The sequence below is a fragment of the Actinoplanes sp. NPDC004185 genome (assembly GCF_053603475.1).
Map to the genome: position 1 here is coordinate 28004 of NZ_JBSGFR010000023.1, position 18635 is coordinate 46638.

The following is an 18635-nucleotide window of genomic DNA, read 5'->3' on the forward strand; positions in this document are numbered from 1 at the left end:
CCCGATGCGACGCCTGCTGTGCGCGACCGCTGTGAGCGGCGCTTTTCTTCTGCTCGGCGCCGGTTGCTCGGCCGACGACCCGGCCGCTTCCACGGCCGCGCCCACGCCGGCCACCTCGGGGGCTGCCTCGCCGGCAGCCAGCGGCGGCGCCACCGGCTCAGCCACCGCCACCGCCTCGCCGCAGTCCGGTGACGCGGCGCTGTCGGGCAACAGCTCGGCGATCTGCCAGCAGGCTGCCAAGACCGGCGGCGACGCCGCCAAGAACTTCGCGCTGGACCTGAAGCTGCTCATCGACGCCCAGTCGGCGCAGGACGCCGACCAGGTGGCCAAGGCCAAGGCCAAGACCACCCGGGACGTCGAGAACTACTCGTACGCGCTGACGGACATGTCGAAGCTGGCCTCGGAGCCGGCTCTCAAGGCGGCCCTGGCGGACATGGGCAAGCAGGTCACGGCGCTCAAGGGTGACGTCACGAAGATCGACGCCGCCCAGCTCACGAAGCTGCAGGAGACCCTCGACAAGGCCTGCGGTTCGAGCTGAGCGGTCCCCGGTTTGGGTCCGGGGCGTTCGATGAAGTAGTCTTTCTGACGGCGCATTTTCGTGCGCCTGTTCCGTGCGCGCCCTGGCCCATCCCCCTCGGGAAGCCCGGGCGCATGCCGGATCCAGTTTCATCCGCCAGCAGCTTTTTCGCTGCGTAAGTCTCAGGGAGTCCGCGTCGATGTACGCGATCGTCAAGACCGGCGGCAAGCAGTACAAGGTTGCCGAGGGCGACGTGATCGAGGTCGAGAAGCTCGCGGGTGTGCCCGGCGACGCCCTGACCCTCGCCGCGGTGCTCCTCGTCGACGGTGACAACCTGGTGACCGATGCGGCCAAGCTTGCCAGCGTGACGGTGTCCGGCGAGATCGCCGAGCACACCAAGGGTCCGAAGATCCGGATCCACAAGTTCAAGAACAAGACCGGTTACCACAAGCGCCAGGGGCACCGTCAGCCGCTGACCCGCGTCAAGGTGACCGGCATCAAGAGCGGGAAGTAGGGGCAGCCATGGCTCACAAAAAGGGTGCGTCCAGCTCCCGCAACGGCCGCGACTCCGCCGCCCAGCGGCTGGGCGTCAAGCGGTTCGGCGGCCAGCTGGTCAACGCCGGCGAGATCATCATCCGCCAGCGGGGCACGAAGTTCCACCCGGGAGAGCTCGTCGGCCGCGGTGGCGACGACACGCTGTTCGCGCTGGCCAAGGGCAACGTGCTCTTCGGTCACACGCGGGGTCGCAAGACCATCAGCATCGTGCCGGTGGCTGAGTAAGCATCACGTCACAGCGGGCCGCGGACCTCACGGGGTCCGTGGCCCGCTGTTTGCTTTTTCTGGTTTGAGGTAGGAGAACACAGTGGCTACGTTCGTCGACCGGGTTGTGCTGCACCTGCAGGCAGGTGACGGCGGGCACGGCTGTGTCTCCGTCCGCAGAGAGAAGTTCAAGCCGCTCGGGGGTCCCGACGGTGGCGACGGCGGGCACGGCGGGGGCATCACGCTCGTCGTCGACCCGCAGCAGCACACCCTGCTGGACTTCCACTTCCACCCGCACGTCAAGGCGCCCAGCGGCACCGGCGGCATGGGGGCCAACCGCGACGGCGCCAAGGGCCGGGACCTGGTCCTGCAGGTGCCCGACGGCACGGTCGTGCAGACCCTCGACGGTGAGGTCATCGCCGACATGGTCGGCGAGGGCACGACCTTCGAGGTGGCCCGCGGCGGTCGCGGCGGCCGGGGCAACGCCTCGCTGGCCAACGCGCGCCGCAAGGTCCCCGGCTTCGCCGAGCTGGGCGAGCCCGGTGACCAGCTCGACGTCGTGCTGGAGCTCAAGAGCGTCGCCGACGTCGGCCTGGTCGGCTTCCCGTCGGCCGGCAAGTCGTCGCTGATCTCGGTGATGTCCGCGGCCAAGCCCAAGATCGCCGACTACCCGTTCACCACGCTGGTGCCCAACCTCGGTGTCGTGCAGGCCGGCGATCAGACCTTCACCGTCGCCGACGTCCCGGGCCTGATCCCGGGCGCCGCCACCGGCAAGGGGCTGGGCCTGGAGTTCCTGCGGCACATCGAGCGCACCTCGGTGCTGGTGCACGTGCTCGACGCCGCCGCGCCCGAGATCGAGCGGGACCCGCTGGCCGACCTGGACGCGATCGAGGCGGAGCTGGCGGCGTACGGGGGGCTGGAGGAGCGGCCGCGGCTGGTCGTGCTCAACAAGATCGACATCCCGGACGGCCGCGATCTGGCCGAGATGGTGCGCCCCGAGCTCGAGGCCCGCGGCATGCCGGTCTTCGAGGTCAGCGCGGTGACCCGCGAGGGCCTCAAGGAGCTGATCTTCGCTCTCGCCGAGACCGTCGCGGCGCACCGGCTGGCCAAGCCGGCTCCTGAGGCGACCCGGGCCGTGGTCCGGCCCCGCGCGGTCGACGAGAAGGGCTTCACCATCGAGGTCGACAGCGACGGCGTCTACGTCGTCCGCGGTTCCCAGGTCGAGCGCTGGGTCCGGCAGACCAACTTCGAGAACGACGAGGCGATCGGCTACCTCGGTGACCGGCTCGACCGTCTCGGCGTCGAGGCGGCGCTGGCCAAGCAGGGCGCCAAGGCCGGGGATCCGGTCCGGATCGGCGACCGCGAGTTCGACTGGCAGCCGAACACGGGCGAGTACATCTCCGGCCCGCGCGGCACCGACATCCGGCTCGAGGAGACCAACACCCGGGCCAGCGCGGCCGCCCGGCTGGCGGCCCGCCGGGCCCGCCGGGTCCGCGGCGACGACGAGCTGCTGCACATGTCCGAGGACGGCACCGTGTCGACGGTCTCGATGGCCTCGAAGCCGGTGCTGGTCGAGGACGACGAGTTCGACGACGAGTAGGTCTTTCCGCCGGGTCCCGGCCAGATCCCCGCAACCCGGCGGAAACGGACCCGTTCTAAGGTGTCCAGCGTGCTGATCGAATCGCGTGCCTCGTCCGACGCCGAACTGGCCGCCCTGGTGATCGCCCAGCAGAAGGAGCTGAGCGAGGCCGACGGCGGCGTCGACGGCGTGGTCTACATGCCGCACGACGACGCGTCGTACCTGGTCGTCGTGCTGCACGGACGCGCGGTGGCGTGCGGGGCGTGGCAGCCGCTGGAGCCCGGCGTGGCCGAGCTCAAGCGGATGTACGTGCGACCGGCGTTCCGCGGCCGGGGCATCGCCCGCCAGCTCATCGTGGCGCTGGAGGAGGAGGCGCTGGCCGACGGCCGGCCGGTGCTGCGCCTGGAGACCGGCACCTACCTGCCGGCGGCGATCAGCCTGTACCGCTCGGCGGGTTACATGCCGATCCCGGTCTTCGGCGAGTACGTCGGCAACCCGTTCAGCGTGTGTTTCGAGAAGTCGTTGGCGGCGGTCACTTCTCGGTGATGTCGCGCAGCGCCGCCTGCAGCACCGTGGGGCTGGCGTTCCACTTCTGCAGCGTCGAGCCGTCGCAGGTGGCCATCACGGCCTTGCTGATGTCGCCGTGGCCCTGCCAGTAGTCGGTGCTCCCGGTGCCGGTGAGACACCACGTCTGCCCGCTCGGCGCCAGATAGGTGGACTCGATCCGGTACGCCGTGGCGAACACGCCGGTGGCCGCGTACCGGGTCCAGGTCATCGCCGGGCCGATGGTGGCCGGGCAGAGCTGGACCGTCACGTATTTCCCGGCGCCGGTCGAGCCCGGGCTGGTCAGGCAGTAGTCGCGGTTGTCCTTGTCGTTGTGCAGCCAGATCCGGCCGGTGGCGCTCGTGGCGCCGGCGGGCACGGCCGGCAGGTGCCACACCTGGTTCCACTGGATCGCGCCGCTGGGCTTCTGCTTGCACGGCCAGATGACCAGGAAACCGGCGTTCACGTTGTCGCCGGAGACGTCCAGGCAGCGGCCGAACTGCTGGAAGTTGACCAGCTGCTCGGTGCCCGGCCCGGCCCGCCCGGTGCCGACGGCGGCGTCCGGGGCGAAGCTGCGGCTGTCGGTGTAGTCGCTGTAGCAGGCCCGGTTGTACTGCGAGGTGCCGGCCGGATCGGCGGCCTCGGCGTGCAGCTCGATCGTGCTGCCCACGGCGCCGGGGGAGGCCAGGTGGAAGCACTGGCCGTTGAGGTCCACGCCGTTGGTGGTGCCCTCGAAGTTCGCCCGGTCGTTGAGGCTCCACTGCTGACGCGGGACCGGCGTCGCCGCGCACGGCTGGAACAGGACCTGCTGGCGGTCGGTCGGGGCGGCGTCGAGACACATGCCCTTGGAGCCGTCGGTGCGCGAGGACACCAGCACCAGGTTCAGGCCCGACTCGTACGCGAACCGCTGGGCGTCGGCGCTGTTGTCGCAGAGCTGCATGGTGACCGGGTCACCGGCGAGCGGCTTGGGGCCGGGCGCCGCGAAGCACAGATCGGGGTTGTGCGGGCCGTACAGGTGGATCAGCCCGCCGGCGACGTTCTCCCGCGTCTTGCTGTGCAGGGTGTAGGTGGCCGTGACCGTTCGCGGTGAGCCGGTGTTCAGGGCCTTGCCGACCGACGACAGCTGGACGTAGATCGGCGAGCCCGCGGCCAGGTAGGTGCCGGCGCAGGCCAGCTTGTTGGCCTGCGCCCAGGCGACGTTGCCGGCGGGCGGTTCGGTGGTCAGGTAGGCGATCGTCACGCTGTAGGTCTGGTCCGTCCCGCTGTTCACGGCGCCGGTGAACGGCCCGCACGGCAACTTGCGGAAGTCGCCGGTGCCGTCGGCCGCGGTGGCCAGCCGGATGTGGCCCAGCGCCACGTCGAGGCCGCTCTGCGCCGCGTCGATCGCCTCCGAGCTGTGCACGGTCGACCGGGTGCTCTTGATCTGGGCGTTGACGGTGGCGGCGAGCAGGCCGCTGAGGCCCATCCCGATGATGATGAGCAGCACGGCGATGGGCAGCGAGCCGCGGTCGTCGGCGCGCCACCGGCGCGGGCTCACTGGGCGAACACCGGGTCGGCGGCGTTCGCGCTGAACAGCGACGACGACGCCCGGATGCAGACCGTGTAGCGGCACTCGGGGCCGAACCAGGCCACCCCGACGACCAGCCGGACCATGGCCACGGGCAGCGTGGCGGACGTGCCGCACACCCCGCCGGCCAGGGCCTGCCAGCACCGGCCCACGAACCAGTACCGGTAGTAGACGACGGTGCCGATGGTGAAGGACTCGGCCACGTCGGGCAGCGGGACGGTCGGGTCGACCCCGGCGACCTTGGCATCCCAGCGGGTGGTGCTGCTCAGATAGCCCAGCGTGTCGAAACCGCTGACGTTCACGCAGGTGCCGCACTGCTTGCGGCCCACCAGCAGAGCCGGGCCGCCGAAACCGCGAGCCTGCTCCATCCCGCTCTGGGCGAGGCGCGTCGCGGTCTGGACCTGGGCCTGATAGCGGCTCGTACGCATGGACGACACGAAGTACGTCCCCAGCGCGGCCATCATCAAGCTGATCAGCGCGAGGGCGACGATGACCTCCACCATCGTGAACCCGTCCGCACCGGGCCGCCCAGCTGTTTCTCGCACGTTTCTCCCGTCGGCGCGCCGGGCCGCCGGTTGAGCCGCAGTGACGAGTTTCTCGCCCCGCCGGGTGGAGAACTGCGTCGTCATCACCGGACCGGCATGATGGGCGAATGCCGAGCCTGACCCGCGCCGAGGCCACCGCCCGGGCCGCCACCCTCACCGTCACCGGGTACGACATCGATCTCGACCTGACCGCCGAGGGTGACACCTTCCGGTCCCGGACGGTGGTGCGTTTCACCGCCGAGCCGGGCACCACGACGTTCGCCGAGCTGGAGCCGGCCGAGCTGGTGTCGGCCACGCTCAACGGCACGCCGGTGGACCGGGCCGCGCTCGCCGAGGAGCGGCTCACGCTGACCGGCCTGGCCCGGGAGAACGAGCTGGTCGTCGAGGCTCTGATGGCGTACTCGAACACGGGGGAGGGGCTGCACCGCTTCACCGACCCCGCCGACGGCCGCGTCTACCTGTACGCCCACATGTTCCTGGACGGCGCCCGGCGGATCTTCCCGTGCTTCGACCAGCCCGACCTCAAGGCGCCCTTCACGCTGGCCGTGACCGCCCCCGACGGCTGGCTCGTCGCGGCGAACGGGGAGCCGGCCGGTGCCGCCGACGGGGGGCGGTTCCGTTTCGCCGCCACCAAGCCGCTGTCGACGTACTTCGTGTCGCTGATCGCCGGGCCGTACCACTGCCGTACCGATTCCCACGACGGCATCCCGCTGGCCCTCTACTGCCGTCAGGCGCTCGCCGAGCACCTCGACGAGCAGGCCGCGGAGATCTTCACCGTCACCAAGCAGTGCCTGGACCGCTATCACCAGATCTTCGAGGTGCGCTACCCGTTCGGCCACTACCAGCAGGCCTTCGTCCCCGAGTTCAACTTCGGCGCGATGGAGAACCCCGGGCTGGTGGTGTTCCGCGACGAGTTCATCCACCGGTCGGCGGTCACCGACAGCGAGCGGGAGAACCGCGCCATGGTCATCGCGCACGAGATGGCCCACCAGTGGTTCGGCGACCTGGTCACCATGGCCTGGTGGGACGACCTGTGGCTGAACGAGTCGTTCGCCGAGTACCTCGGCACCCGGATCACCGCCGAGGCGACCGCGTTCACCGGCACCTGGACGACGTTCGCGATGCAGCGCAAGGCCTGGGGCATGCGCGCCGACCAGCGCCCGTCGACCCACCCGGTGGCCCCCAGCGACGTCGCCGACACCGCGCTGGCCCTGCTCAACTTCGACGGCATCTCGTACGCCAAGGGCGCGTCGGTGCTGCGCCAGCTCGTCGCCTGGGTCGGTGACGAGGCGTTCCTGGCCGGGCTCAACGAGCACTTCGCCGCGCACGCGTACGGCAACGCGACCCTGGCCGACCTGCTGGCCGCCCTCTCGAAGGCCTCCGGCCGGGACCTGACCGCCTGGGCCGACGTCTGGTTGCGCCGCGCCCAGGTCAACACGCTGCGCGCCGAGGTCGAGCGGGACGAGAGCGGCCACTACACGGCCGTCACCCTCGTGCAGACCGCGCCGGAGGACTATCCGACCCTGCGGCCGCACCGGATCGGCGTCGGGCTCTACGACCGTGGGCCGGGCGGCACCGTGGTCCGGCGCCGGCTGCTGGAAGTGGACCTCGATCCGGCGGTGGACGGCGGCCGGACCCCCCTGCCCGAGCTGACCGGAGAACCCGTCGCGGATTTGCTGCTGGTCAACGACGGCGACCTCGGGTACGCCAAGATCCGGCTGGACGAGGCGTCGGCTGACGCCGTACCGCTGATCCTGCCCCTGCTGGACGACTCGCTGGCCCGGGCACTGCTCTGGGGAGCGACGCTCGACGCCGTCGTCGACGGCGAGCGACCGGTCGCCGAGCTGGTCACGCTCGTCCTGGCCGCCCTGCCGGTCGAGCGTGAGGTGGCGCTGGTCGAGGACGTGCTGCGGATGACCCGCACGCTGGTGGACCGCTATCCGACCCCGGAGACCCGGCCCGCCGCCCTGGAGATGCTGGCCCAGGCGGGCGACCGGCTGCTGGCCGTGGCCGAGCCGGGCAGCTCGCGTCAGCTGGCCGCGGTGCGCGGGCTGATCGGCGCGAGTGCCGACGTGCCCCGGCTGCGCGGCTGGCTGGCCGGCGAGGGCGTGCCGGAGGGTGTGACCGTTGACGACGACCTGCGCTGGCTCATCCTGTACCGGCTGGTCGTGCTGGGGGAGGCCGGGCCGGAGGAGATCGAGGCGGCGCTGGCGGCGGATCGGAGCGCCACCGGCGAGCAGCAGGCGGCGCGTTGCCGGGCCGCCCTGCCGGACGCCGAGGCCAAGGCCCGGGCCTGGGATCTGATCGTCAACGACATGTCGGCCTCGAACCGGATCCTGGAGGCCACCGCGCACGGTTTCTGGCAGCCGGAGCAGCTCGACCTGACGGCCGGCTATGTGGCCCGTTACTTCGCCGAGATGCCGGGCATGCTGCGGCGGCGGACCGGGATGAGCGGGGAACGGGTGGCCGTCGTGGCGTACCCGTCGGTGGCTGTCAGCCCGCGGACCCGGGAGCTGGCCGCGGAGCTGCTGGCGACGCCGGATCTTTCGGCCATCCTGCGGCGGGTCGTCACGGACGGCGACGACGATGTCCGGCGTGCCCTGGTTGCCCAGGGATAGCGGATTCCGCCCGTTGTCCCCCGTTCGAGCCGTTAGCCTCGGCTTAACGGGGGTGGGGGCAGGTGGAGTGGTCCGAGGAGCTGTCCAGTGGTCTGCTGCAGGCCGCGCCGGACGCGATCCTGGTGATGGACGATGGGCTCATCGTCCTGGTCAACGACCGGGCCGAGGATGTCTTCGGCTGGCCCCGCGGCGAGATGGTCGGCCGGCGCGCGGAGAGCTTGCTGCCGGACGCCGAGCGCGTGCCGGAGCTGGCCGGGCTGCGCCGCGAGGCTGACGACCGCGGTCCCGGCACCAGCCTGATGGGCACGCTGGCGCTCAAGGTGCGCCGGCGCAACGGCACGATCTTCCCCGCCGAGGCGTCGCTGTCGCGCGTGCAGACGCCGCAGGGCCGCCTCACGGTCGCGGTGATCCGGGACATGAGCGAGCGCCAGCGGTTGCAGGCTGAGGCCGAACGTCAACGCAGTGAAGTGCAGGAACACCGCAACCAGCGGCTGGAGGCGCTCGGCCAGCTGGCCGGCGGCATCGCGCACGACTTCAACAACATGCTCGGCGTGATCGTGAACTACGCCAACTTCGTGATCGAGGAGGCCGAGGCGCCGGCGCCGGACCTGAAGGCCATCGCCGACGACGCCCGGCAGGTCATCCGGGCCGGCCAGCGGGGCACGGACCTGACCCACCAGCTGCTCAAGTTCGCCCGCCGCGAGGTCGTACGCCCCCGGGTGCTCGACCTCAACGCGGTCATCGCGGACACCGAGGACATGCTGCGCACCTCGATCGGCGAGCACATCACCCTCATCGTCCGGCCGGCCCCGGGACTGCGCCCGGTCACCTGCGATCCCGGCCAGATCGAGCAGCTCCTGGTCAACCTGGCGGTGAACGCCCGCGACGCGATGCCGGCCGGCGGCAACCTGGTGATCGACACTGCCGGCTCGCGCCTGGGGGTGGGCGACCATCCCGACCTCACGCCCGGTGACTACGTACGCCTGCGGATCTCCGACTCCGGTCAGGGCATGGCCCCCGAGGTCATCGAGCGGGCCTTCGAGCCGTTCTTCACCACCAAGGCCAGCGGCGAGGGCACCGGGCTGGGCCTGGCGACCGTCTACGGCATCGTCACCCAGGCCGGCGGCAGCGTCAGCCTGACCTCCGAGCCCGGCCTCGGGACGACGGTGACCATCCTGCTGCCGGCCGGCGCACCCGAGGAGGAATCGGTCGCGCCCGCGCCGGAACCCGTCGGCACCGCCGGGCACGGCGAGACGCTGCTCGTGGTCGAGGACGAGGACGCCCTGCGCGACGTGGCGGGCCGGATCCTGTCCGGGGCGGGCTATCACGTGCTGACCGCCGACGGCGGGGCGCAGGCCCTGGAGCTGGCCGCCGTGCACGAGGGCACCATCGATCTGCTGGTCAGCGACGTGGTGATGCCCGGCATGCTGGGCAAGGAGCTGGCCGAGCGGCTGGTCTGCGTACGGCCCGACACCCGGGTGCTCTACATGTCCGGATACGCCCAGCCGGTGCTGGCCTCGCAGGGCACGCTGGAGCCGGGGGTGGCCCTGCTGGAGAAGCCGTTCACCGCCGCGGCACTGCTCACCGCCGTTCGGCGGCGCCTCGACGGCTGATCTAGGATTCGCCGGATGCGGGAGCGGCGACGAATCGGGATCATGGGCGGCACGTTCGACCCGATCCACCACGGTCACCTGGTGGCGGCGAGCGAGGTGCAGAGCCGCTTCGACCTCGACGAGGTGGTGTTCGTCCCGACCGGGCAGCCCTGGCAGAAGGGCACGGTCAGCCCGGCCGAGGACCGGTATCTGATGACGGTCATCGCCACCGCCTCCAACCCGCGCTTTCAGGTCAGCCGGGCCGACGTGGACCGCGACGGGCCGACGTACACCGTCGACACGCTGCGCGACCTGAACGCGGTCTTCGGCGCCACGGCGGACCTGTTCTTCATCACCGGCGCGGACGCGCTCGCCAAGATCCTCTCTTGGAAGGACGCCCTCGAGATGCTCTCGCTGGCGCACTTCATCGGGGTCACCCGGCCGGGCTTCGAGCTCTCCGACGCCCATCTGCCGGCCGACACGGTGACACTCGTCGAGGTCCCGGCGATGGCCATCTCGTCCAGCGCCTGCCGCCAGCGCGTGGCCGACGGTGAGCCGGTCTGGTACCTGGTACCCGATGGTGTGGTGCAGTACATCGCAAAGCGTGGACTTTATCGGGACGAAGGTCCGGTTTAGGGCCATTCATCCGGGTAGAGATGTCATACCGGTATGAGAGGCTGGTAACTCTGAAACCGAACGAGGGGAGACCGGTGCCCGTCACCGAACGCGCCCGCGAGCTCGCGCTGACCGCCGCGCAGGCCGCGGCCGACAAGAAGGCCCAGGACATCGTCCTGATCGATGTCGCCGACCAGCTCTACATCACCGACGCGTTCGTCATCGCCTCGGCGGCCAACGAGCGCCAGGTCGGCTCGATCGTCGACGCCATCGAGGAAGCCCTGCTCAACCTGCCCGAGAAGGCCAAGCCCGTCCGTCGCGAGGGTGAGCGACAGGGCCGCTGGGTTCTGCTCGACTACATCGATGTCGTGATCCACATCCAGCATGCCGAGGAGCGGGAGTTCTACGCCCTGGACAAGCTGTGGAAGGACTGCCCGACCATCGAGTTCGTGGATCGTGACCTCGCCGAGGCGGACGCCTCCTCCGGCGCGGCATGACCACTCGCCTCATCGTCTGGCGGCACGGCAACACGGACTGGAACGCGGGCGGCCGCGTCCAGGGCCAGACTGACGTGCCGCTCAACGAGCTGGGCCGGCAACAGGCTGTCGACGCCGCCGAGCTGCTGGCCCGGCTGCGTCCCACGGCCCTGGTCGCCAGCGACCTGAGCCGGGCTGCCGACACGGCGGCGGCGCTGGCCGCCCTGACCGGCCTCTCGGTGAGCTATGACGAGCGGCTGCGTGAGCGCTCGTTCGGCCAGTGGCAGGGCCTCACCATGACCAAGGTCGCGCTGACCCGCCCGGTGGAGTTCGCCCGCTGGCGGGCCGGCGCCGACGTCATCGGCGGCGACGTGGAGACCCTGGACGACCTCGGCAAGCGCGTAGCCGACGCGCTGCAGGCCGCGGCCGACCTGGTGCCGCCGGACAGCACGATCGTCGTCGCCACCCACGGCGCGGCCGCGCGCTCGGGCATCGGGCACCTGCTCGGCTGGCCCCGCGAGCAGCTGCGCACCCTGCGCGCCCTGCAGAATTGCCACTGGGCGGAGCTCACCCACGACGACGAACGCGGCTGGCAGCTGGGCAGCTACAACGTCGGCCCGTTCGGCGACCGGCCGGTCCCGCCGCCGGTTTGATCTCCGCAGCCGGGAACGGGCGGGGCAGCGGGTAGCGTCCAAGCACCATGATTATCCGACGCATCAGTCTGCCTCTGCTCGTCGCCCTGGCCCTCGCGGGCTGCGCCAACGGCGACTCCGCCGGTGCGCCGGCCCCGGCACCGTCCGCGTTGCCGGCCTCGTCCGCGCCGTCCGCTCCGAGTGAGGAGTCAGCCCCCGTGAAGCCCTCGAACGGCGCCACCACCACGCTCAACGGCACGATCGCCGCCGGGGTCGAGCCGAACTGCCTGCTCCTCGACGAACACCTGCTGATCATCAACGATCCGGCGCAGCGCGCCGCCGCCAAGCCCGGCGCCTCGGTCACCGTCACCGGCCGCGTCGAGCAGGGCATGATGACCACCTGCCAGCAGGGCACGCCGTTCATCGTCACCACCCTCCGCGCGAACTAGGCCACCATCGGCTACGGTGCCCGCATGCCCGTCGCGGTCGTCACCGACTCCACCGCGTACCTGCCGTCCGAGTTGAGCGGGACGTACGACCTCACCGTCGTCCCGCTCACCGTCGTGATCAACGGCGAGGAGGGCCTCGATGGCTCCGAGATCTCCCCGGCCGACGTGGCCCGTGCACTGGGCCAGCGGCGGGTCACGGTGAGCACCTCACGGCCGGCGCCGGAGCAGTTCGTGGCCGCGTACCGCCGGCTGCTCGAGGCCGGCGCGGACGGGATCGTCTCCGTGCACCTGTCGTCGCAGCTCTCCGGCACCTACGACGCCGCCGTGCTCGCGGCCGGTGAGGTCGGACCGTTGGTCCAGGTGGTGGACAGCGGCACCACGGCGATGGGCCTGGGCTTCGCCGCCCTGGGCGCCAGCACGGTGGCCGGCACCGGCGCCACCCTGGAAGCGGTACGCCAGGCCGCGGTCGACCACTCCGCCCAGGTCAGCACCCTCTTCTACGTGGACACGCTGGAATTCCTGCGCCGCGGCGGCCGGATCGGCGCGGCGTCGGCGCTGCTGGGGACGGCGCTGGCGGTCAAGCCGATCCTGCACGTGGTGGACGGGTCGATCGTCGTGCGGGACAAGGTGCGTACTGCGGGCCGGGCGCTGGCCCGGCTGGTGGATCTGACGGTGGAGGCCTCCGGTGACGGGGAGGTGGACATCGCGGTGCACCATCTTGGGGCGGCGGACCGGGCGGCGGCATTGGCTGACGCGGTGACCATGCGGCTGGGTGACCGGCTCCGGGACTGCTACATCACCGAGATCGGGGCGGTGGTCGCGGCTCATGTGGGGCCGGGGGTTGCCGGGGTTGTCGTGCATCGGCGCGTCTGATGGTCAGTCCTGGTCCTTCTCCTTGGGCCAGCTCTCGCCGCGCCAGCGTGGGGGTGTGAGCTGCTCCTCGGTCAGATGCGGCACAACCTCCCGCCACGGCCGGACGGTCTCGCCGACCTGCACCTCGTCGGCCACCGGCAGCAGCGCCGGCCCGTCCTGCGGCCACAACGCTCGGGTGCGCCCGTTGTCCGCGATCAGCAACTCCGCCGCCAGTGGCAACTGCTCCGCCTGGCGGGCGTACTCCCGCGCGGCGAGCACCGCCTGCGCCCGACGCACGCAAATCTCGTACGGTGACCCCGGCGCCGCCCCGTAAGGCACCGTGCGCCCGTCGGCGTCGCTCACGTACGCCATCGGGGTGATCGCCCGCGGCGACGCCAGGTAGATCGCCTCCGCCTGCGCGAACAACCCCGGCAGGTGGTCGCTGTTGTCGGCCGTGACCAGCAGCGTGCCCCGGTCGGGTGCGAAGGCGACCGGCTCCCCGCCGACCTGCCCGGCGAGCCCGGCCAGCCACCCGTCGAGCAGCAGATGCGAGGTCCAGTAGGAGTCCCCGTCGTCGATGAACTGCACCACGACCGGTTCGGTGGCCTTGCCCAGCAGCGTCGCCGCGGTCAGATTGGCCCGCGCGGCCGCGAACACCTCGTCGGCGTCGACACCCCAGCCGTTGTCGACGGACACGTATGTCATCGTCTCGGGGTGGTCCACCACGACGAACTCGGCCAGGAACGGCAGCGCGGGTCGCCTCAGCGGCGCGCTGACGTCCGAAGGCGTGGTCACCCCCCGGAGCACCGGCCGCAGCAGCGGCCGGGCCGCATGCCAGTCCACGGGGAGGCCGGGATTGCGCAGGAACCCGGCGACGAACCGGTCGACCCGGCGCCGGCGCCCGCGCGACCGATGGGCCAGCAGGCCCTCGAGCTGCAGCACACTCGGGACGTCGTCACCGTCCGGAGTGAAACTTACCGAAAAGGTCGCCGAGTGGTACCGGGCGTCGGCGAACCCGGCGCGGCGCAGCCTTCTGATGACCTGGCTGGCCAGCCGAGCCCGGGCGACCCTGCGGAAGAACCCCACGCGCAGTGCCTCCTTGCTCTGCCCCCCGGCATCGGCCGCTGACCTTATCGCAGGCCCGTTACCGCTGGAAGTTCCGACCACCGACCGGTGACAGCCCGCGCCTCCAGATCGTCGTCGTCAACGATGCCGGCACTGAGCCCCGCGGCCCGTACAGCTGCGACGGCGGCCTCGGTCTGCGCCTCGGTGATCTCGGACAAGAGCAGCCCATCGGGGGCGAGCCAGTCGGCGGCACCGGCGACGACAGCACGGAAGACATCGAGCCCGTCGGCGCCTCCGTCCAGGGCGGTGCGGGGCTCGTGCAGGCGGGCCTCGGCGGGAAGCAGGGCGAGATGCTCGGTGGCGACATACGGAACGTTGGCCAGCAGGACGTCGACGTGACCGCGCAGCTCCTCGGGCAGGGCTGCGAAGAGGTCGCCCTGGAAGACACCCCCGCCGAGGTTGTCCAGAGCGCAGGCCACGGCGACGGGGTCGCTGTCGGCGGCGAACAGGCGGATGGTCGGTGCCCTTTCGCGTACGGCGAGGCCGAGTGCACCGGAACCGCAGCAGAGGTCGACCACTGTCTTGCCGGGCGTCTCGAGCTCAGCCAGGGCGGTGTGCACGAGCAGCTCGCTGCGGACGCGGGGCACGAAGACGCCGGGACGCAGCCGGACCCGTACGCCGCAGAAGTCGGCGAAACCGACGACCTGCTCCAAGGGCTCGCCCAGCGCCCGGCGATCGACGAGCTCGCTGAGATGGGCGGGATCGGTGGCGGCGCTGCCGAGCACGGCGGCCTCATCCTCGGCGAAGACGCAGCCGGCGGCCCGCAGCCGGACGGTGGCCTCGGTCAGGTCGGTAACTGTCACAGCGCCATGTCTAGCAAAGCGGGGGAGCGGGCCGGAGGTTATCCACAGTCCGTTTTTATCCACAGGGGGCGGGGCGGTGGAGGGGCGCTGCGGCCTAATTTCGGCCGGTGCGTGAGGCGAGGAATCCCGAGGAAGTGAGTGCCAGGCTGCGGATGGTTTTGGCGCCGGTGCACGTCCGGCCGGCGTCGCGGTCGGTGGGCTCTTCGCGGCCTTCCGGGTCGCCGTTGGCCGCGCTGCCGGGGCAGCTTTCCGGATCGCCGTCGGCTGCACCGCCGAGCCGGCCTCCCGGATCGCCGTGGGCCACGCCGCCGAGGCGGTTGTCCGGCGAGCTTGCGATCGCTTTGACTCCGGAGGTTCCGGTGCTTGCCGGGGAAGACCAACCGCTTCATCGCGCCGCCCCTGTTCCTCCCCACCCCGGCGACTCGCCATCTCCCTCGGTTCCCGCCTTGGGAGGAGGCTCGGACGACGCGTCTCTTGAGCCGGGCCCCGGCTTGGATCACCAGGCCGTCTCCTCGTCGCCTCCCCAGAGGGCCGCGTTGCCCGACGACGTCGGAGAAGGCGACGGTGCTTGGCCGGTGCCCGGTGGGCCACCGCTCACCTGGAACGATCTGTTGCCGGGCTGGCCGGACGACGTGACGCTGCAGCCTGAGGACCCGGGCCCTGCCGTCGCCGCCGCTGCACCGCCTGCGCCGCCGCCCGTCCCCGCACCCGAAGATCTGGCGAGTCGGCCGCCGTGGGCTCCCGCCGAAGCAATGCGTCCGCCTGCCCTGTTCGGGCCCGATGCCGACGACGAATACCCCGGAGAAGAACCCCTGACCGCCGTCGGCGCGTTCGACAGTGCTCCGCGTTCGCGTCTCGGCGCCTTCGACCCGGGCCGTCGCGGTGTGAAGGCGCTGGCCGCTGTGGCGATCCTCGTGGTTGTGATCGCGGCTCTGCTGGCGTGGCGAGCCCGTCCGCGGGTCGATCCGGTAGCTCCGCCCGGCATCGACCCCGCCGCCGCGGACGCCTCCCTCCCGGACGACTCGGATGCAGCCGGGCCAGCGACCGGCGCCCCGGCCGGACCAGGCATCAAGGCGTCCGCGCCGGCCGCGGTGATCGTGGCTGTCGGTGGCAAGGTCCGCAAACCCGGACTGGTCGAACTTCCGCCGGGCGCCCGCGTGGCAGACGCCCTGCGAGCGGCCGGCGGCGCCAGCCCGGGCGTCGACGTGGCACCGCTCAACCTGGCCCGCAAGGTCGCCGACGGCGAGCTCATCATGGTCGGCGTCACGCCCCCGCCGGGCGCTGCGCCGACAGCCGCCGCCGGTCCTGCGGCACCGGGGCAACCTGGCGCCGGGCCGGTCAACCTCAACACCGCCACCCTCGCCGACCTGGACACGCTCCCCGGTGTGGGACCGGTCCTGGCCCAGCGCATCCTGCAAGCCCGCGAGGCCCAGGGCGGCTTCAAAGCGGTCAGTGACCTCCGCCAGGTGAGTGGCATCGGCGCAGCCCGCTACGAACAACTCAAAGAACTGGTGACCGTGTGAGCCGCGAGGACGGCGCCACCGCCGGGCGTGCGGCGGCCGGCAACCACCCGCCAGAGGATCGCGCACCGGATCTCCGGCTGACGAGCTTCGCGGTCGCCCTGTGGCTCGCGGCGCTGGCTTCGCTCTACCTGTCCGCCCGCTGGGGCCTCATCCTCGGCGCCGGGACCCTGGCGGCGGCCGGAGGCACTGCCCTGATCCGGGAACAATCCGATGGCTCACGACGCGGTCCAGGAGCAGTGGCGGCGTTCGGAGGCGGGGCGGTGCGCTGGCTGGTTGCCGCTGCCCTGCTCGGCGCTGGGTGCGGGGCCGTGGCCACCGCCGCGCGGGTCAGTGTTCGGGATGCCGGGCCGGTTGCTGCGCTTGTGGATGCCGGTGCCACCGTACGAGTGGATCTGGTGGTGCGGGATGATCCGCGGGCCTTGCGCGGGTCGCCCGGGCTGCCAGCCACCTACCTGGTCGCGGTCGACCTGACCTCGGTGTTTCCCGAGGACGGATCGCGTCTGCGGCTCTCGGTGCGGGCGCTCGTGCTGGGCTCGGATCCGGCCTGGCGATCGCTGCTGCCCGGCCAGCGGGCCTCGGTCAAAGGCCGCCTGATGGCACCTCGTGGGGGTGATTTACGGGCTGCGGTCCTGTCGGTGAAAGAACCGCCGCTGCTGCGTGGGCGTTCGTCGTGGACGCAGCGCGCCGCGGGCACACTGCGTGCCGGTCTGCAACGTGCCTGTGCGCCGCTGCCGGACGATGTCGGCGGTCTGCTGCCCGGCCTGGTCGTCGGGGACACGAGCCGGCTCGACGACGCGCTGGAGGAGGACTTCCGCACGACCGGCATGACGCATCTGAACGCCGTGAGCGGCGCCAATGTGGCGATCATCCTCGGGGTGGTGCTGTTCGCGGTGCGGTGGACCCGGGCCGGGCCGCTGCTCACGGCCCTGATCTGTGCTGTCGCGCTGGTCGGCTTCGTCATCCTCGCGCGGCCGTCCCCCAGCGTCGTGCGGGCCGCCGCGATGGGAGCGATCGGGCTGATCGGACTGGCTGCCGGGCGTCCGCGCGCCGCCTTGCCCGCCCTGGCCGCCGGGGTGGCAGTGCTGATCGTCGTCGACCCGGAGCTCGCGGGCGACATCGGCTTCGCGCTGTCCGTGCTGGCGACCAGCGGGCTGCTGCTGCTCGCGCCGAAGTGGCGGGACGCTCTCCGGCGCCGGGGCTGGCCGCTGCTGGCCGCCGAGGCGCTGGCCGTGCCAGCCGCCGCCCAGGTCGCGTGTGGGCCGGTCGTCGCCGGGATCTCGAGCTCCGTGAGCCTGGTCGCCGTACCCGCCAACCTGCTTGTGGTGCCCGCGATCGCGCCCGCCACTCTGTTCGGTGTCTCCGCCGCTGTGCTGTCGCCCGTCTGGCCGGTCGGTGCTGAGTTCGCCGCCTGGCTGGGGCAGTGGCCCGCCCGGTGGCTGGTGCTGGTCGCGACGTACGGCGCCCGGGTGCCCGCCGGTGCGCTGCCGTGGCCCGGGGGCGTGCTCGGCGCACTCCTGCTGGCCCTGGTCACGGTGGCGCTGCTCATCGCCGTACGGCGGCCGCTCGTGCGGCGGTTGGTGGCGGTTGTCTCGCTCGGGGCGATGCTCGGGGCTCTGCCCGTACGGCTGATCGCGTCGGGGTGGCCGCCCCCACGCTGGCTGATCGTCGCCTGCGCGGTCGGCCAGGGTGACGCGATCGTGCTGCCGGCCGGCGCCGGCCGCGCAGTCGTGGTGGACGCCGGGCCGGAGCCGACCTCCGTCGACCACTGCCTGCGGCGGCTCGGCGTACGGCAGGTTGTGCTCTTCGTCGTCAGTCACTTCCACGTCGATCACATCGGCGGGGTCGCCGGCGTCTTCCGCAACCGTTCCGTCCTGGGCGTGATCACGCCGGACTGGCCGGAGCCACTGGGCGGCCGTGCCGTCGTCGCCGCGCAGGCCGCCGGTGCCCGTGCACCGATGGCCGCGGTGGGGCCGCGCTGGTCGTACGCGGTGGGTGGGCTCGCGCTGACCGTGCTCGGGCCGTACGAGCCGTTGCACGGCACCAACTCGGACCCGAACAACAACTCCCTGGTGCTGCGCGCCCGGCTCGACGGCCGCACAGTGCTGCTGCCCGGTGACGCCGAGACCGAGGAGCAGCAGGTTCTGCTCAACCATCTCGGACCGGCGGCGGTACGCGCGGACGTGCTCAAGGTGGCACACCACGGCTCGGCGTACCAGTTGCCGGAGTTCCTCGACGCTGTCGACCCCGCCGTGGGTCTCGTGTCGGTCGGGGCCGGCAACGTCTACGGACACCCGAACCCCTCCCTGCTCGCACGGCTGAGCCGGGGCGGGACGCGGATCCTGCGTACCGATCAGGGCGGTGACCTCGCCGCCGTCAACACCGGCTCGGGCCTCGCGGTCGTGGCTCGCGGCGACCCGCCGCAATGACCTGTCACGTCCGG

At 71.9% G+C, this 18635-nt stretch carries 18 protein-coding genes; 14 read left to right on the forward strand and 4 right to left on the reverse strand.

Annotated elements, in window-relative coordinates; translation table 11 throughout:
• The first annotated feature begins 4 nt into the window (after window positions 1-4).
• The 5 genes from ACWEOZ_RS23465 to ACWEOZ_RS23485 all read left to right on the forward strand — a co-directional run bounded on the left by ACWEOZ_RS23465 (window position 5) and on the right by ACWEOZ_RS23485 (window position 3401).
• A complete protein-coding gene (locus tag ACWEOZ_RS23465) occupies window positions 5-538 on the forward strand; it encodes a hypothetical protein (protein ID WP_451912821.1) in 534 nt (177 codons plus the stop codon).
• Between the two features lie 178 nt (window positions 539-716).
• Window positions 717-1031 (forward strand): 50S ribosomal protein L21, encoded by a 315-nt coding sequence (rplU, locus tag ACWEOZ_RS23470; protein ID WP_203770857.1) that lies wholly within the window; start codon window positions 717-719, stop codon window positions 1029-1031.
• Between the two features lie 8 nt (window positions 1032-1039).
• Entirely contained in the window at window positions 1040-1297 is a 258-nt protein-coding gene (gene rpmA / locus ACWEOZ_RS23475) for a 50S ribosomal protein L27 (RefSeq protein WP_203770859.1), read from the forward strand.
• 82 nt (window positions 1298-1379) lie between these two features.
• Window positions 1380-2876 carry a GTPase ObgE gene (obgE, locus tag ACWEOZ_RS23480; RefSeq protein ID WP_451912822.1) on the forward strand — a complete coding sequence of 499 codons (1497 nt, stop codon included), beginning with the start codon at window positions 1380-1382 and terminating at the stop codon, window positions 2874-2876.
• 69 nt (window positions 2877-2945) lie between these two features.
• Complete coding sequence (locus tag ACWEOZ_RS23485; RefSeq protein WP_451912823.1) at window positions 2946-3401, forward strand: GNAT family N-acetyltransferase; 456 nt, start codon at window positions 2946-2948, stop codon at window positions 3399-3401.
• Here ACWEOZ_RS23485 and ACWEOZ_RS23490 read toward each other — a convergent pair.
• Together ACWEOZ_RS23490 and ACWEOZ_RS23495 are read right to left on the reverse strand one after the other, a co-directional pair.
• Entirely contained in the window at window positions 3388-4935 is a 1548-nt protein-coding gene (locus tag ACWEOZ_RS23490; RefSeq protein WP_451912824.1) for an RICIN domain-containing protein, read from the reverse strand. The two genes, ACWEOZ_RS23485 and ACWEOZ_RS23490, sit on opposite strands and share 14 nt — an antisense overlap.
• Window positions 4932-5594, reverse strand: a complete 663-nt coding sequence (locus ACWEOZ_RS23495; RefSeq protein ID WP_451912825.1) for a type IV pilus modification PilV family protein — start codon at window positions 5592-5594, stop codon at window positions 4932-4934. Before ACWEOZ_RS23495 ends, ACWEOZ_RS23490 begins: the two co-directional genes overlap by 4 nt.
• Window positions 5595-5617: 23 nt before the next feature.
• On the opposite strand from ACWEOZ_RS23495, the gene pepN reads away from it, so the two are divergent.
• The 7 genes from pepN to ACWEOZ_RS23530 all read left to right on the forward strand — a co-directional run bounded on the left by pepN (window position 5618) and on the right by ACWEOZ_RS23530 (window position 12765).
• The gene (gene pepN, locus ACWEOZ_RS23500; protein WP_451912826.1) at window positions 5618-8128 is read left to right on the forward strand and encodes an aminopeptidase N; all 2511 of its coding nucleotides are present in this window, start codon (window positions 5618-5620) and stop codon (window positions 8126-8128) included.
• A 62-nt stretch (window positions 8129-8190) separates the two neighbouring features.
• Window positions 8191-9741 (forward strand): ATP-binding protein, encoded by a 1551-nt coding sequence (locus ACWEOZ_RS23505; protein ID WP_451912827.1) that lies wholly within the window; start codon window positions 8191-8193, stop codon window positions 9739-9741.
• 15 nt (window positions 9742-9756) lie between these two features.
• Window positions 9757-10356: a nicotinate-nucleotide adenylyltransferase gene (nadD, locus tag ACWEOZ_RS23510; protein ID WP_451912828.1), complete on the forward strand. Its 600-nt coding sequence runs from the start codon at window positions 9757-9759 to the stop codon at window positions 10354-10356.
• A gap of 74 nt (window positions 10357-10430) precedes the next feature.
• Window positions 10431-10832, forward strand: a complete 402-nt coding sequence (gene rsfS, locus ACWEOZ_RS23515) for a ribosome silencing factor (protein ID WP_203770871.1) — start codon at window positions 10431-10433, stop codon at window positions 10830-10832.
• A complete protein-coding gene (locus ACWEOZ_RS23520; RefSeq protein ID WP_451912829.1) occupies window positions 10829-11464 on the forward strand; it encodes a histidine phosphatase family protein in 636 nt (211 codons plus the stop codon). The genes rsfS and ACWEOZ_RS23520 overlap by 4 nt, the downstream gene beginning before the upstream one ends.
• A 47-nt stretch (window positions 11465-11511) precedes the next feature.
• Window positions 11512-11892, forward strand: coding sequence for a hypothetical protein (locus ACWEOZ_RS23525; protein WP_451912830.1), 381 nt, complete (start codon window positions 11512-11514; stop codon window positions 11890-11892).
• Window positions 11893-11916: 24 nt separating this feature from the next.
• Window positions 11917-12765, forward strand: coding sequence for a DegV family protein (locus tag ACWEOZ_RS23530; protein ID WP_451912831.1), 849 nt, complete (start codon window positions 11917-11919; stop codon window positions 12763-12765).
• 3 nt (window positions 12766-12768) lie between these two features.
• Here the strand turns inward: ACWEOZ_RS23530 and ACWEOZ_RS23535 are convergent, their stop codons facing one another.
• Together ACWEOZ_RS23535 and ACWEOZ_RS23540 are read right to left on the reverse strand one after the other, a co-directional pair.
• Window positions 12769-13830: a hypothetical protein gene (locus ACWEOZ_RS23535; RefSeq protein ID WP_451912832.1), complete on the reverse strand. Its 1062-nt coding sequence runs from the start codon at window positions 13828-13830 to the stop codon at window positions 12769-12771.
• A 44-nt stretch (window positions 13831-13874) separates the two neighbouring features.
• Window positions 13875-14672 carry a putative protein N(5)-glutamine methyltransferase gene (locus tag ACWEOZ_RS23540; RefSeq protein WP_451912833.1) on the reverse strand — a complete coding sequence of 266 codons (798 nt, stop codon included), beginning with the start codon at window positions 14670-14672 and terminating at the stop codon, window positions 13875-13877.
• Window positions 14673-15424: 752 nt separating this feature from the next.
• Between ACWEOZ_RS23540 and ACWEOZ_RS23545 the strand changes: the two genes are divergently transcribed.
• Together ACWEOZ_RS23545 and ACWEOZ_RS23550 are read left to right on the forward strand one after the other, a co-directional pair.
• Entirely contained in the window at window positions 15425-16195 is a 771-nt protein-coding gene (locus tag ACWEOZ_RS23545) for a helix-hairpin-helix domain-containing protein (RefSeq protein ID WP_451912834.1), read from the forward strand.
• Window positions 16192-18621 (forward strand): ComEC/Rec2 family competence protein, encoded by a 2430-nt coding sequence (locus ACWEOZ_RS23550; RefSeq protein ID WP_451912835.1) that lies wholly within the window; start codon window positions 16192-16194, stop codon window positions 18619-18621. Before ACWEOZ_RS23545 ends, ACWEOZ_RS23550 begins: the two co-directional genes overlap by 4 nt.
• Window positions 18622-18635: the final 14 nt, after the last annotated feature.